The organism is Actinoplanes sp. NPDC051388, assembly GCF_055586225.1.
Genome location: NZ_JBVJIP010000007.1, coordinates 58,688 through 73,821, shown reverse-complemented (window position 1 = coordinate 73,821; position 15,134 = coordinate 58,688). Strand labels below are relative to the sequence as shown.

Sequence of the window (15,134 nt, the reverse complement as noted above, 5' to 3'; positions counted from 1 at the left end):
GTCCAGAACGCGCGGGGGGGGGAGGGGGGGAAAAGAAGGGGGGGGGGGTGGGGTGGGGGGGTCGGGGGTGGCCCTCCTGCTGCTTGCCCTCGGCCCCGCCCCCGGCGCCCGAGGTGAGATGGACGAACAGGTCCTGGACGCCGACCGGTCCCAGGGTCAGACCGGCGGATCGGGCGCGGTCCTCGTCGGCGTGGTCGAGCCGGCCGTAGAGCGTGGCCGACCGGACCGTGCCGAGGCTCTGCCGGTTGAGCACGGTGTGGCCCGCGACGAAGGTCTCCACCGCCGACTCCGGCCCGGTCACCGTGACACCGCGCCCCCGCAGGTCGTCGGCCTCCTCGTGGAGCACCAGCCGGCCGTGGTCGAGGATGATCACCCGCTCGAAGAGGTCCGCGGTCTCTTCGATGAGATGGGTGGCGAGGATGATCGTCCGCGGATGCGCCAGGTAGTCGGCGAGCAGCTCGCGATAGAACACGGTGCGGGCGACCGCGTCCATGCCCAGATAGACCTCGTCCAAAATGGTCACTTCGGCCCGCGCGGCGAGGCCCAGCACCACGCCCAGCGCGGAGCGCCGGCCGCGGGACAGCGACGCGACTCGTTTGCGGGGGTCGATCTCGAAGAGGTCCAGCAGCTCCGCGGCACGGTCGCCGTCCCAGCCGGTCCGGATCCAGCTCATGAACCGCAGCACCTGCGCGACCCGGTCCTGGTCGTACACGTCGAGGCTGTCGCGGATGAACGCGGTGCGGGCCATCAGCTCGCGGTTCTCGAACGGGTCGGCGCCGTCCACGGTGATCGAGCCGGACGTCGGCCGCCGGAAGGAGGCGAGCACGGTGAGCAGGCTGGTCTTGCCCGAACCGTTGCGGCCCAGCAGGCCGTAGATCTTGCCGGCCGGCAGGTCCAGCGAGAGGTGGTCGACGGCGACCGTGCCGCCGTACCGGACGGTCAGGTCCTGGACCCGGATCATCGGTGCTCCCCGAGATAGGCGGTGATCTCCTCGAGCGAGACGCCGACCATCTTGGCCTCGGCGAGCATCGGGTCGACCACCTCGCTGAAGAACCGCTCCCGGCGCTCGCCGCGCAGCTTGGCGCGGGCCTGCGGGCTGACGAACATGCCGATGCCGCGCTTCTTGTAGAGCACCCCCTCGTCCACCAGCTGGGCGAAGCCCTTGGCCGCGGTGGCCGGGTTGATCTGATAGAACGCCGCGTACTGGTTCGTGGACATGACTTGTTCGTCCTCCTTCAGGGCCCCGCTCAGGACGTCGTCCTTGATGCCGTTGGCGATCTGCAGATAAATCGGGCTGCTGTCGGTGAACAAGGCAGCCTCCTTAGTTCTGTGGTTCATTACTCATGTAACGAACCATAGAGCCATGGCGCCCTGGGGCGCAAGGGGAGGCACCGCGCGGCCGCGCTGTCGCGGAAGCGGGGCAGCGGAAGATGTCGGCAGCCTCTAACCTCTCGGCGTGAGCAAGCCCCGCAAGGTCCGCGCCTGGGTCGTCGTGCTGGTGTCCGTCTGCGCCCTGGTGGTCGGCGGCTTCCTCTTCGGCGCGATCCGGCTCTATCTCGGCATCAAGCACGTCACCGACATCAGGGCGGAGGTCAACCGGACCACCGACGCCTACCTCGAGGACTCCCGCGACGGGCTGAGCCAGGCGGAGTTCGACGCACTGTGCGCGTCGTCCAAGGAAGAGTTCACCATCGTGGACTTCGGGAAGCCCGGACCGGCGATCACCGCGCACCGGATCACCGGCACCGACGTGGACCACGCCCGCGGGCGGGCGACCGTCACCGTCGAGGTCGAGCACGCCGGCGGCGGCAGCTCGGTGGAGACCTACATCCTCGAGGAGGAGTCCGAGCGGTGGCGGGTGTGCGCCCTTCCGCCGGTCTGACGCGCGCTCTGACGTGCTCAGACGCTCGCGTCGACGACCGCCGCGATCGCCGGGGGCAGCGGGTAGGGCCGCTCGACGGGCAGCAGCCCGGCCGCGCCCTCGTCGTCGCCCGCGTCCAGGCGATCGCGGATGTCACGGGCCAGGGCGGTCACGTCGGTCAGGCCGGTGATCCACTCGTCGACGTAGCGGTGCACGGCCGCGCCGGAGAGACCGACCTGCACCGACCGGTGCGGCAGCACGCCGAGCCGCAGTGACCGCTCCGGGTCCCACTGCACCCGCACCGGGCTCTGCTCGAGCCGGCGCGACCACGCCTGCTGATCCGGGTAGAGGTCACGGTCGTAGTGGCTCAGGCACGCCTCGGACAGCGCCCGCTCGAACCCGTCCCGCCGCAGCTCGACGGCGAGCACCCGCTCCTGGCCGGGCTTCGAGGCCCAGCCGCAGCGGTACATCATCCAGAGGAACGACGGCTTGATCCAGGTCATCCGCTCGCGCTTGAACGGCGGCACGAACCGGCCGGCCGCCAACGCCGGCGTCGCGATCTCCGGCGGGTACGCCTGATAGACCGTGATCGTCGCATCGGTGAAGGCGGCCCGGATCTGATGCCGAGGAACGCTCACGCCGCCTCGAAGAGCCGCCGATGCGCCCGGGTCCAGCCGATCCATTTCGTGTTCCCCTCCAGCGTCCCGTCCCGTTGCCAGGTGACCTGCGGCTCGCGACCCTCGGCGGCGAGCTGCCGGGTGCGGTCGAGCACCGCCCGCTGTTGCGCCAGCACCTCGTCGACCAGCCCGTCGACCGACGTCAGCCCGTATGCCGACGCGAACAGCTCCAGCCGGCGCCGGCGGTCGGGCGGCGCCGGGTAGCGCAGCCACCTCAGCGCCTCGGCGTCGTCGCGGAACGGCGTGACCCACTCCAGCGCATAGGCGACGTCGCCCATCGGCCGCCCCACCCACGCGTAGTCCCAGTCGAGGATGCCGACCGGCCGGTTGCCGTGCCACACCAGGTTCCACGGCCCGAAGTCGCCGTGACAGACCACCTCACCCTCGCCCGGTGCGCCGGCGCCGGCCGCCCAGACCGCCGCGCCGCCGGGCCGGAACCCGCGCACCGCCTCGTGGTAATCGCGCAGCAGCCGGGCCGCGGCCACCAGTCCCGCCTCGTCCACCACCCGGTCCCACCCGTCCGGCCCGGAGTCCCCGGCGAGATAGGTGAGCACCTCACGCCCCTGCGCGTCGATGCCGAGCACCCGCGGCGAATAGGGGAAACCGACCGATTCCAGGTGCCGCAGCAACTCGTGGATGGTGGCCGACCAGGCGTGCATCGGCCGGCGCACGGTGTCGCCCACCCGCACCACCCGCCGATGCGGCGTGTCCTGCAGGACCTGGTCGTCGCTCATGGATCAACGCTAACCAGAGCCGCAACGCATATAGGGTGCTGCGATGAGCCGCACCGCATTGGTCACCGGAGCCTCGTCCGGCATCGGCCGGGCCACCGCAGCGGCGCTGGCCGGGCGCGGGCATCGAGTGTTCGGCACCAGCCGCCGCCCGGCCGACGCGCCGGAGCCGCCGCCCGGAGTGGAATACCTCCCGCTCGACCTGGCCGACGAGGACTCGATCGAGGCCCTCGCCGATCGGCTCGCGGAGGTCGACATCCTGGTGAACAACGCGGGGGAGAGCCAGTCCGGCCCGCTCGAGGAACTGCCGGCCGACGCGCTGCGCCGGCTCTTCCAGGTCAACGTCCTCGGAGCGGTACGCCTCACCCAGCTCGCCCTGCCCGGCATGCGCGAGCGCGGCTACGGCCGGGTGGTCATGGTCGGCTCGATGCTCGCGTCGTTCCCGCTGGCCTACCGGTCGTCCTACGTGGCGTCGAAGGCGGCCATCAAGGGTTTCAGCAACGGCGCGCGCCACGAGTTCTCCCCGTTCGGGGTGTGGCTGACCACTGTCGAGCCCGGCTCCATCAACACCGGCATCAGCGAGCGCCGCACCAAATATGTGGCGGCGGATTCCCCGCACCGGCACGACTTCGAGACCATGCTCGCCGCCCTGGACCGCAACGAGGGCACCGGGGTGTCCGCCGAGCGCGTCGCCGCCACCATCGTCAAGGCGATCGAGGCGGACCGGCCGCGCCAGCGCTACGCCGTGGGCAGCAACGCGCCGGTCGTCTTCGCCCTGCGCCGCCTGGCGCCGACCGGCCTCGCCGAGCGGCTCGTCCACCGTAGGCACGGCCTGTCCCGCTGACCGCGCCGCGAAGCTAGGGATCCAGCCGCCGGCGACCGGCGAAGCCGAGATCCAGGCGGTGGTACCAGCCCAGCTCGGGCTCACCCTCCAGCCAGCACAGCAGCACCGGCACCCCGTCGAGGTCGGCCGGGTAGTCGACCAGCAGCGGCGCGATGCCCTTGAGCTCGGCGCCGGTCTCCTGGACGTGGGTCATCAGCTCGTTGAGCCGGGCCTCGGCCGCCTTCTGCTCGGGCAGCCCGCCGAGCGGCGACGGCCCGCCGGTGGACAGCGCGGCGGTGAGCTCGACCATGTCGGCCCGGACCTCGACGATCTCGTCCAGGACCGGCCGGATCTTGGCCAGCTCGACCCGCGCCTCGTCCGGCGTGAACAAACCCATCCGCCCAGTCTGTACTACGCCGGATCCAGCTACTCGCCTGCGGGGGCGGTGAGCGTGACGCCGAGGCGCACCGGGGTGCCGAAGTTGGGCGTGTTGTCGGAGTTCCAGGTGAACTTCTGCGCCCGGGTCGACCGGTTCATGTCGCAGCCGCCGCCCGCCGAGTCGTTCGCGTGATAGACGATCCAGCTCTCCGTGCCGTCCGGCGAGGTGAAGAAGCCGTTGTGACCGGGCGCATAGACCGAGTTGGCGTCGCTGCGCTGGAACACCGGGGTGGACTTCTTCGTCCAGTGCGCCCGGTTCAGCGGGTCGGTGCCGGTCAGGGTGAGCAGGCCGAGCTTGTAGTCGGGACCCCAGCAGGCGCTCGCCGAATAGACGATCATGGTCTTGCCGTTGCGGTAGAGCGGCTCGGCGCCCTCGTTCACCGCCCCGGACTGGGTCTCCCAGGAGTAGGTCGGCGAGCTGATCGTGCGCCGCGAGCCGGACAGCGTCCACGGGTTGCTCATCGCGGTGATGGTCAGGCTCTGGCTGCCGTCGATGCCGCTGCCCATCAGATAGAGCTGCCCGCCGACCTGCAGGACGCTCGGGTCCAGCTCCCAGGTGCTGCCCAGGTCGGCCTTGAACGTGTACGGGCCCATCGGGTCGGTGCCGGAGCTCTCCAGCACGTGCAGCCGCTGCGTCGGGTTGTAGTCGGACACGTTCTGCCCGGCCACGTAGTAGAGGTACCAGCGGCGCCCGTTCGGCCCGTCCAGCAGGTGGAACTCCGGCGCCCACATGTTGCAGCAGCCGTTCGGCCGGCCGGACAGGTTGAAGATCACCGTGTCGGCCGCCGAGGCCAGCCCGGACAGGGTGCGCGACCGGCGCATCGTGATCGTCGAGTTCCAGGTCGTGGTGGCCAGGTGGTAGTAGCCGTTGTAGTGCTGCAGCCACGGGTCCGGCCCGTTGCGCTTGATCGGGTTCGTGAACGACCCGGCCGCCGCGCCCAGCGCGACCAGCTGCCACTGCTGGTTGGCGCCGTCCAGGTCCTGGAACTGCGAGACCTTCGCGCCGTCCGCGATGGACCACTCCCACACGTCGAGCGTCTTGCCGCTGTTCCGGTTGATCAGCCGGGCCAGTCCACCGGCCGAGTCGGCCAGCCGGAACTGCTGACGCGCGTCGTTGCGGTCGGAATTCTGCACGAGTTGGATGCCGTCGTCGGCCGACGGCAGGTCGAGCACCTTGCCGCTGTGCACCGACTGCACGCGGTACCAGCCGCCGCCCGAATCGAGGAAGCGCCACTGCTGCCAGGCGCCGTCGTTGCGGGCGTACTGGTTGATCGCGGCGCCGTCGCCGGTGGCCAGGTTGTAGACGTCGAGCGCCTTGCCGCTGTTGCGGTTGACCAGCACGTACGGCACGTTCGGCAGGACCGTGGCCGCGACCGCGGGGGAGGGGACGGCGGCGCCGGCGACGGTCAGCAGGACGACGACGCCGGCGGCCTTGAAGCGGGTGGAGGAGAGCATGACGATCCCTCGTGTTCGGCCCGCGCAAGAGCCCTCATCCTCGCGGCAGCCATCGACGAACGTCAAGGTGTTGCAGTGGTTTGCAGTCGGTGAACCGGCCCATGTGCTCCCGGAACCGGCCGAATTGAGAGATCATGCCAGGATGAGCCGGGTGTTCGGGGTCCTGTCGCCGTTCGTGGGCGGTGACTATTACGGGGCGATCATCGCCGGCATCAATCACGGCGCCGTGGCCGGCGGCGACCGCGTGATGGCCGTGCAGACTCTCGACCCGGGATCGCACAGCGCCGACCGCACCGGCCTGCCCGAGTTCCACCGCCCGGTGTCCTGGGCGCACCTGGCCGGCCTGATCATCCTGCCGGGCGCGGTCTCTCCGGGATACGCCCAGGCGGCCCGCAAGGCCGGCCTGGCCGTGGTGCTCGTCGGGCAGGATCCCGCCGACAGCGGATCGTCGGCGGTCGTGGTGGACAACCGCGCCGGGGTCCAGGCCGCCGTCGAGCACCTCGTCCGGCACGGGCACGAGCGCATCGCGTTCGCCGGCAACATGTCGCACTTCGACGTCCGGGAACGCTACGAGGGCTATCTGGACGGTCTGCGGGCCGGCGGCGTCGCGGCCGACCCGCTGCTGCTCTTCGACAACGAGGACAATCACGAGACCGGCGGCGAGGCGGTGGCCGACACGCTGATCCGCTCGGACATGCCGGCCACCGCGGTGGTGCTGGGCACCGACCGCAACGCGGTGGGCCTGATGCACCGGATGGCCCAGGCGGGTTACGACGTGCCGGGTGACCTGGCGGTGGTCGGGTTCGACGACATTCCCGAGGCGCCGTACATGCTGCCCAGCCTGTCCACCGTGCGGCAGCCGCTGGACGTGGTCGGCGCCGCCGCCTGGGCCCTGGCGGCCGATCTGGCGGCGGCCGATGAGCCGGCCCCCGAGACCAGGACGGTGGCGACCGCCTTCATCCAGCGCGACTCGTGCGGCTGCGCGGAGAGCGGTCTGGACACCTCGGAGCCGCAGACCCGGGCGCTGTTCGGGCAGGTGCAGACGCTGCAGGACACGCTGAACATCCAGCACGAGCTGAGCCTGGAGCTGCTCGGGACGCACGATCGTGATCCGCGGACGTTGTCCTGGCTCGGGCGTACGCCGGCGATCGGGGGTTGTCTCGGCCTCTGGAAGGCCCCGACCGCCCGGCCGGAGCCGGCCGACGACCGCGTGCTGGACGTCGCCGGCCGCTTCCACCTGCCGCCCGGCGGCGCGACCCGGCTGCCGGTTAGCGAGTTCCCGCCGGACGCGCTGTTCGACCTGGCCGACGGCCCGGCCGGCGACATCGTCTTCGTGGTGCCGATCCGCAGCTCCTCGCGGGACTGGGGGATGCTCGCGGCCGTCGGCCGCATCCAGGCGGCCACCCCGCCCGGCCGCGAGATGATGAACCAGTCCGGCGCGCTGCTCGCCGCCGCGCTCGACCACGACGCCATGGCGATCGCGCTGCGGGAGAAGGAAGAGGGCCTGCGCGCCGCCGCGCTGCACGACCACCTCACCGGGCTGCCCAACCGCGCGCTGCTGTCCGACCGGCTGCGGCAGGCCGGGCTGCGGGCCGCCCGCCGGCCCGGCTACCGGTTCGCGGTGCTGCTGCTCGACCTGGACGGCTTCAAGGCGATCAACGACTCGATGGGGCACGCGGCCGGTGACCAGCTGCTGATCCAGGTCTCGAAGCGGCTGACCGGGCTGCTGCGCCACTCGGACACCGCGGCCCGGCTGGGCGGGGACGAGTTCGTCATCGTGCTCGACGGCATCACCGACCCGCGCGGCGAGCAGGTGGTGTGCGACGCGATCATGGCCGCGCTGAAGAGCCCGTTCGTGATCGACGGGCGGCCGGTGGAGATCAGCTCGAGCATCGGCGTCGCGGTCTCCACCGAGGCGTCCGCGGACCCCGACCACCTGCTGCGCGAGGCGGACGCGGCGATGTACCGGGCGAAGTCCGCCGCCCGGCACTGACCCCGCATGGATCCGCGGTCACAACGTCGCGAGTTGTTTGCATTTGTCTGACATCGTTGCCGGGTGCCCGAGACCATTGTGGATCTGCTCCGCCGTCACGCCGCCGAACGACCCGACAAGGTCGCCTATGTCTGCGGTGACGAGCGGCTGACCTGGGCCGAGCTGCACGAACGCACCGCGCGCTTCGCCGGCGGGCTCGTCTCGCAGGGCGTCGGGCGCGGCGAGGTGGTGCTGCTCAACCTGCCGGTCGGGCTGGACGCGGTGGTGGCGGTGCTCGGCGCCGTGCGGGCCTCCGTCGTCGGTGTGCCGGTCGACCCGCGGTCGTCCACCGAGGAGCTGGAACGGCTGGTCGCGGACTGCGCGCCGCGCCTGGTGGTCACCCGCTCGTTCGCCGGGTCGCCGTTGCCGCCGCGCGATGATCTCGGGTGGGACGAGGACACCTGGATCCACTACACCTCGGGCAGCACCGGCCGGCCCAAGGGCGTGGTGTCCAGCCAGGGTCGCTGGCTGGGCCGCGTCGAGACCGTGCTGGTCGGGCAGATGGGGCTGCGCGAGGACGACCGGCTGCTCTGGCCGCTGCCGCTGCACCACGCGCTCGGCCATGCCCGCTGCGTGCTCGGCACCCTGGTCACCGGAGCCATCGCGATGATCCTGGCGCATCCGTCCGACGCCGAGTTGATCACCGCGCTGGAGACCACCGCGCCGACCGTGCTGACCGGCGTGCCGACCACCTACCACCGGCTGCTGGCCGCGCTCGGCGACCGCTCGCTCGACGTGCCCACGCTGCGGATGTGCGTGACCGGCGGCGCGCCCTGCCCGCCGGAGATGCGGCAGGCGGTGCGGCACGCGCTGGGCGTCGCACCGGTGAACAGCTATGGCAGCACCGAGACCTGCGGCGCGATCGCCGTCGAGGCGGCGCGGGTGGTCGCGCACGAGGGCTCGGTCGGGCGGGTGGTCGGCATGGAGGTGCGGATCGCCGATCCGCGCACCGGCGCGGCGCTCCCGCCGGGAGACGAGGGCGAGGTCTGGGTACGCGGCCCGAACGTGATTCGCGGCTACCACTCCCAGCCCGTGGCGACCTCTGCGGTGCTCACCGCGGACGGCTGGTACCGCACCGGCGACCTCGGCCGCTTGCTCGACGGCGACCAGCTCGCGCTCACCGGACGGGCCGGCGACCTGATCATCCGGGGCGGCGCCAACCTGCACCCGGCCGAGATCGAGGCGGTGCTGCTCGGCCTGCCGGGAGTCGCGGACGCCGCGGTCGCCGGGCGCGCGCACCATCGGCTCGGTCAGGTGGCGGTCGGCTACGTCGTGCCGGCCGCGCCCGGCCTGGACCCCTCCTCGGTGCTCGCCGCGTGCCGCGGCCGGCTCTCCGCCGCGCACGCCCCGGACGAGATCGTGCTGGTGGACGCGATCCCGCGGACGTCGTCGGGCAAGGTGATTCGCGGGGCTCTCTCGGTGCAAAGAGATGACGATCCCATCGCCGTCGTGGCGATGTCGTGTCGCTATCCCGGCGGCGTCACGTCGCCCGAGGACCTGTGGACGCTGGTCGACAAGGAGATCGACGCGATCACGCCGTTCCCCACCGATCGCGGCTGGCGGACCGACCTGCACGACCCCGATCCGGACCGGGCCGGGCACACCTATGTGCGCGACGGCGGGTTCGTGGACGACGCGGCCGGCTTCGACCCGGCGCCGTTCGGGATCGGCGCGGCCGAGGCGCTGGCCATGGACCCGCAGCAGCGGCTGCTCCTGGAGACCGCGTGGGAGCTGTGGGAGCGGGCCGGCATCGACCCGGGCGCCATGCGCGGCAGCGACACCGGCACGTACGTCGGGCTGATGTACCGCGACTACGCGAGCCGCGCCGACGAGCCGACCGCCGAGCTGGAGGGACACCTCGGTCTGGGGTCGGCGGGCAGCGTCGCGTCCGGGCGGATCGCGTACACGTTCGGGCTCACCGGGCCGGCCGTCACCGTCGACACGGCCTGCTCGTCGTCGCTGGTGGCGGTGCATTCCGCGGTGCGCGCGCTGCGGTCCGGCGAGGTCACCATGGCGATCGCCGGCGGCGTCACGGTGATGTCCACGCCAGGGCCGTTCGTCGCGTTCAGCCGGCTGCGCGGGCTGGCCCCGGACGGCCGGATCAAGGCGTTCGCGGCGAGCGCCGACGGCACCAGCTGGGCCGAGGGCGCCGGGCTGCTGCTGCTGGAACGGCTCTCCGACGCCCGGCGCCACGGTCATCCGGTGCTCGCCCTGGTCCGCGGCTCGGCGGTCGGCTCGGACGGCGCATCGAACGGGCTCGCCGCGCCGCACGGCCCGGCGCAGCAGCGGGTGATCCGGGCCGCGCTGGCCGACGCCGGGCTGGGCGTGGCGGACGTCGACGCGGTCGAGGCGCACGGCACCGGCACCCTGCTCGGCGATCCGATCGAGGCGCAGGCGCTGCTCGCCACCTATGGCCGGGACCGGCCGGCCGGGCGCCCGCTGTGGCTCGGCACGGTGAAGTCGAACATCGGGCACACCCAGGCCGCGGCCGGCCTGGCCGGCATGATCAAGATGATCGAGGCGATGCGGCACGGCACGCTGCCGCGCACCCTGCACGTCGACCGCCCGAACGACCACGTGGACTGGACGGCCGGAGACGTCGCGCTGCTGACCGCGGCGCGGCCATGGCCGGAGACCGGCCGCCCCAGACGCGCCGGCATCTCGTCCTTCGGCATCTCGGGCACCAACGCACACGTCATCGTCGAATCCGCCCCTCCTTCCCCGGCCCCTTCTTCGCCGAGCCTGTCCCTTCCCTCGCCCGCGTCACTGACCTCGGGTGGGCCGCCGCTGCTGCTCTCCGCGGCTGACGAGACCGCGCTGCGGCGGATGGCCGGTCAGGTCTCACCGCATGTCTCCGCCGCCGCGCTGGGCAGCCGCGCGGTGCTGCGGCACCGGGCCGCGGTGCTCTCGCGCAATCCCGATGCGCTGGCCGCTCTGGCGGCCGGTCGGGCCCATCCCGGCGTCGTGCTCGGCGACGGCCGCCCGCCCGCGAAGGTGGCGTTCCTCTTCCCGGGACAGGGCGCGCAGCGGGCCGGCATGCGCGAACACCTGCCGTTCGCGGTCTTCCGGTCGGCCTATGACGAGGTGATGGCCGCGCTGGGCGATCCGGTCGCGCCGGGTGGCGACGTCAACCGCACCGAGTACGCCCAGCCCGTTCTGTTCGCTTACGGCGTCGCGGCGTACCGGTTGTTGCGGTCCTGGGGAGTGCGGCCCGACGTGCTGGCCGGGCACTCGATCGGTGAGCTCGCCGCCGCGCACGTCGCGGGGATCTTGTCTTTGCCGGACGCCGCCGCGCTGGTTTCGGCCCGCGCCCGGTTGATGGGCGCGCTGCCGGACGGCGGCGCGATGGCCGCCGTCGACGCGCCGGAGAGCGACGTCCGCCCGCTGCTCACCGACCGGGTCGGCCTGGCCGCGATCAACGGCCCGCGCTCGGTCGTGCTCTCCGGCGACGAGCACGCGGTCGCGGCGGTCACCGCAACCCTGCGCGACCGCGGCCATCGGGTCACACCGCTGCGGGTCAGCCACGCCTTCCACTCGGCGCGGATGGACCCGATGCTGGACGCGTTCGCCGAGGTCGCGCGCTCGCTGACATACCACGAGCCGGCTCTGCCGATCGTCTCCACCCGCACCGGCCGGCCGGCCGCCGGCGACGACCTGCGGTCCGCGGACTACTGGGTGGCGCAGATCCGCGAGCCGGTCCGCTTCGGCGACGCGGTCCGCGCGCTGCCCGGCCTGGTCGTCGAGATGGGACCGGGCGGCACCCTGGCGCCGCTGGTCCCGCAGGGAGCCGTCCCGGTGTCGGCGGACGCGGCGGCCACGCTCTGGGCAGCCGGCGTCGACGTCGACCGGGCCGCGCTGCTCGGCCGCGGTGACCCGCGTGCGGCCGCGGCCCTGCCGACCTATCCCTTCCAGCGCCGCCGCTTCTGGCTGGACGGCGGCACTCCGGCCCGCCGCGCGACCGGAATGCTCGACTCGACGGTCGCGGTGCCCGGCACCGGCCGGCGGATGGCGACCGGACGGCTTTCGTTGTCCGCGCAGCCGTGGCTGCGGGACCACCGGATCGGCGGCGACGTGCTGGTGCCCGGCACGGTGTTCGTCGAGCTGGCCACGTCGTTCGGCCGGTCGGCCGGGGTGCCGATGGTGTCCGAGCTGGCGATCGGCCGGCCGCTCGCGCTGACCGACGAGGACGGCGAGGTGGACCTGCAGCTGGTGCTCGGCGAGGCGGGGCCGGACGGCGGCCGGGCTTTGGAGATCTACACGCGCCTCGGCGACGAACTGACCCTGCACGCGAGCGGCCTCCTTTCCGCCGACGGCGGTCCTTCCGCGGGTGGCGGTTCTTCCGCGGGCTGGGCTTGGGCCTCCGCTTGGCCTCCGCCGGGCGCGGTCCCGGCGGACATCTCCCGCCTGTATGAAGGAACCGGCTACGGGCCGGCGTTTCAGGGGGTGACCGCTGCCTGGGTCGACGGCGACATCGTTTACGCCGAGGTCCGTGCGCCCGGCGGCGGCCCGTCCGGGCTGCATCCCGCGCTGGTCGACGCCGCCCTGCATCCGGCCCGGCTGCTCGGCTCCGGCGACCACCAGCCGCGCCTGCCGTTCGTCTGGTCCGGCGTCCATCGGCACCTGCGGGACGCGTCCGCGGCGCGGGTGCGGCTGGTCCTGACCGGACCACAGGAATTGTCGGTGCGGCTGGCCGATCAGGACGGCAGGCCGCTGCTGGAGGTCGGCTCGCTGACCCTGCGTCCGTTGCCGCGAGCCCTCTATCGGCCCGCTTGGGTCCCGGTGCCGCCGTCGGCGAGCGGCCCCGCGCCGGTGGTGCTCGACCTCGCGGACGGCGCGCCGGAAAGCCCTTCAGCGGTCCGCGACCAGGTCTGGACGGCCGCGGAACGCCTGCGCGAACTCCTGCGCGGCCCCGACCGCGTCGCGGTGGTGACCCGCTCGGCAGCGGTTGCCGGGTTGGTCCGGGTGGCCGTCGCCGAATACCCCGGCCAGGTGGCCTTGATCGAACTCGACGGAAGCGCCGAGTCCGAGGCCGCGTTGCCGGCTGCGATCCGGGCCGCCGCCAGCGTGTCCGAGACGCGGGTGACCCGCGGCGAGGCCGGAATTCCCCGGCTGGTCCGCGCCGACGCGCCCGCAACCGAGGGCGTCGAGTTCGGCGCGGGCAGCGTGCTGATCACCGGCGGCTCCGGCGCCCTGGCCGGCGTCCTCGCCCGCCATCTCGTCGCCACCCACGGCGTGCGTCACCTGCTCCTGGCGAGCCGCCGCGGCCCGGACGCCGCGCCTGCCCTGCGGTCGGAGCTGGAGGCGCTGGGTGCGGCGGTCACGGTGCGGGCCGCGGACGTCAGCCGCCGTGACGATGTGGTGCGGTTGCTGGCCGAGGCCGACCCGCCGGTGACCGCGGTCGTGCACGCTGCCGGGGTGCTCGACGACGGCGTTCTCGAATCATTGACCCGCGAGCGGGCCTATGCCGTGTTGCGCCCCAAGGTCGACGCCGCCTGGCATCTGCACGAGGTGAGCGGTGAGCTGGCCGCGTTCATCCTGTGTTCGTCGGCCAGCGGTCTGCTCGGCAATCCCGGCCAGGCGCCCTATGCGGCCGGCAACGCCTTCCTCGACGACCTGGCCCGGCGGCGGCGCGCGGCCGGGCAGCCCGGGCTGGCGCTGGCCTGGGGGCCGCTGGACCTGGACGGCGGCATGCCGGTCGGCCGGTCCCGGCTGCGCCCGATGAGCCCGGCCGAGGTCACCGACGCCTTCGACGCGGCGCTGCGCAGTGACGAGCCGGTGCTGGCGCCGATCGTGATCGACCAGCCTATGGCCGCGGCACCGTCTCGGCCCTCGTCCTGGCCGACGCCGCCGGTCGCGGATCTGCGCGCCCTCTCCGGCGATGAGCTGATCACCGCGGTGGAACTGCTGGTGCGCGACGAGATGGCCAGTGAGCTGGGGCATCGGGATCCGGCCACGGTGGATGTGGGCGGGGCGTTCACCGATCAGGGTCTCGACTCGGTGAGCTCGATTCAGCTGCGTACCCGGTTGGTCGCGGGCACCGGTGTCGCCATGCCGGCCACCGTCGTCTTCGACCATCCGAGCCCGGCGGCGCTGGCCCGCTGGATCGCCGGTGAGCTGGCTTCGGCTCCCGCACCCGCGGCCCCGCCTGAGGCCACCCACTCGGTGGCCACCCTGTTCGACGCGATCAGCGCGGCCGGTCAGCACAGCCTGGCGGTGAACCTGCTGGTCACCGCCTCCGCGGCACCGGTGGAACGGCGGGACGGCGGCGCGGTCGCGCCGGTGTCGCTGGCCGATGCCCCGGACGGCCCGGTGCTGGTCTGCGTGCCGTCGTTCGGCCCGGCCGGCGCGGCCGAGTTCCTGTCCTTCAGCCGCGCGGCCGGCTGCGCGGTCACCGTCCTGCCGCTGCCCGGCTTCGACACCCGCCACCGCCTCCCGGTCTCGACGGAGGACCTCGTCGACCGCCTGGCGGATGCGGTCGGCCGGGCGGCCGCCGGGCGGCCGTTCGTCCTGGTCGGAAGGTCGTCCGGCGGCCTGGTGGCGGACGCGCTGACGGCCAGGTTGGAGAGCCGCGGCGTCCCGCCCACCGGGTTGATCCTGCTGGACACCTATGAGGCCGATCTGCGCGACGCCGACGACTGGATAGCCGTCCTGGTGACCACCGGCCTGCGCCGGCTGCGCGGCACCCTGGACCCGGCCACCGAACAGACCGCGTTGCTGGCCACCGGCGCCTACATCCGCCTGATGCACCACTGGCGCCCGGCCCCACTGTCCACCCCCAGCCTGCTGCTGGCGGCGAGCTCGCCGATCCCCGGCATGCCCCCGGAGGCCTGGCAGACCTCCCGATCGGTCCCGCACACCCGAGTCGAGGTCCCCGGCGACCACGTCACGATGCTCGACGAACACGCCGCCACCACAGCGGCCGCCATCCACGACTGGCTGGCCCGTGATGCTCAGAACGAGGAGCGCTGCTGATCTACCTCGACTCCGCCACTGTCGTCAAGCTGGTCCGGCAGGAGGCGTGCAGCACCGACCTCGTCTCATGGCTCAACGCCCATGACGATGTGCCACTGGTGTCTTCACCGAAGAGTCGGGGACCGCATTGGTTGCCTTCGTCACC

General features: G+C 73.0%; 9 protein-coding genes and 1 pseudogene. 4 read left to right on the top strand and 6 right to left on the bottom strand.

The annotated features are described in order from the left end of the window. Together ACZ6TI_RS19025 and ACZ6TI_RS19020 are read right to left on the bottom strand one after the other, a co-directional pair. The coding region (locus tag ACZ6TI_RS19025) for an ABC transporter ATP-binding protein (protein ID WP_465346397.1) at window positions 1-961 on the bottom strand (961 nt) is incomplete at its 3' end. Then, the gene (locus tag ACZ6TI_RS19020; protein ID WP_465346396.1) at window positions 958-1,311 is read right to left on the bottom strand and encodes a GntR family transcriptional regulator; all 354 of its coding nucleotides are present in this window, start codon (window positions 1,309-1,311) and stop codon (window positions 958-960) included. The genes ACZ6TI_RS19025 and ACZ6TI_RS19020, both read right to left, overlap by 4 nt. 145 nt (window positions 1,312-1,456) lie before the next feature. On the opposite strand from ACZ6TI_RS19020, the gene ACZ6TI_RS19015 reads away from it, so the two are divergent. Then, window positions 1,457-1,882, top strand: coding sequence for a hypothetical protein (locus ACZ6TI_RS19015; RefSeq protein WP_465346395.1), 426 nt, complete (start codon window positions 1,457-1,459; stop codon window positions 1,880-1,882). Window positions 1,883-1,899: 17 nt separating this feature from the next. Here ACZ6TI_RS19015 and ACZ6TI_RS19010 read toward each other — a convergent pair whose 3' ends face one another. Beyond that, entirely contained in the window at window positions 1,900-2,499 is a 600-nt protein-coding gene (locus tag ACZ6TI_RS19010) for a DUF4291 domain-containing protein (RefSeq protein WP_465346394.1), read from the bottom strand. Next, window positions 2,496-3,272, bottom strand: coding sequence for an aminoglycoside phosphotransferase family protein (locus ACZ6TI_RS19005; protein ID WP_465346393.1), 777 nt, complete (start codon window positions 3,270-3,272; stop codon window positions 2,496-2,498). The genes ACZ6TI_RS19010 and ACZ6TI_RS19005 overlap by 4 nt, the downstream gene beginning before the upstream one ends. Window positions 3,273-3,315: 43 nt before the next feature. Between ACZ6TI_RS19005 and ACZ6TI_RS19000 the strand changes: the two genes are divergently transcribed. Next, window positions 3,316-4,113, top strand: a complete 798-nt coding sequence (locus tag ACZ6TI_RS19000; protein ID WP_465346392.1) for an SDR family oxidoreductase — start codon at window positions 3,316-3,318, stop codon at window positions 4,111-4,113. A 13-nt stretch (window positions 4,114-4,126) separates the two neighbouring features. On the opposite strand, the gene ACZ6TI_RS18995 is transcribed toward ACZ6TI_RS19000, so the two are convergent. Together ACZ6TI_RS18995 and ACZ6TI_RS18990 are read right to left on the bottom strand one after the other, a co-directional pair. Continuing rightward, window positions 4,127-4,489 carry a DUF2203 domain-containing protein gene (locus ACZ6TI_RS18995; protein WP_465346391.1) on the bottom strand — a complete coding sequence of 121 codons (363 nt, stop codon included), beginning with the start codon at window positions 4,487-4,489 and terminating at the stop codon, window positions 4,127-4,129. A 29-nt stretch (window positions 4,490-4,518) separates the two neighbouring features. Continuing rightward, window positions 4,519-5,985, bottom strand: coding sequence for a family 43 glycosylhydrolase (locus ACZ6TI_RS18990; protein ID WP_465346390.1), 1,467 nt, complete (start codon window positions 5,983-5,985; stop codon window positions 4,519-4,521). A 142-nt stretch (window positions 5,986-6,127) separates the two neighbouring features. On the opposite strand from ACZ6TI_RS18990, the gene ACZ6TI_RS18985 reads away from it, so the two are divergent. Both ACZ6TI_RS18985 and ACZ6TI_RS18980 read left to right on the top strand, forming a co-directional pair. Next, window positions 6,128-7,978, top strand: a complete 1,851-nt coding sequence (locus tag ACZ6TI_RS18985; protein WP_465346389.1) for a diguanylate cyclase domain-containing protein — start codon at window positions 6,128-6,130, stop codon at window positions 7,976-7,978. A 99-nt stretch (window positions 7,979-8,077) separates the two neighbouring features. Next, a pseudogene (locus ACZ6TI_RS18980) lies at window positions 8,078-14,941 on the top strand (SDR family NAD(P)-dependent oxidoreductase); the annotation flags it as partial. Between the last annotated feature and the right edge of the window lie 193 nt (window positions 14,942-15,134).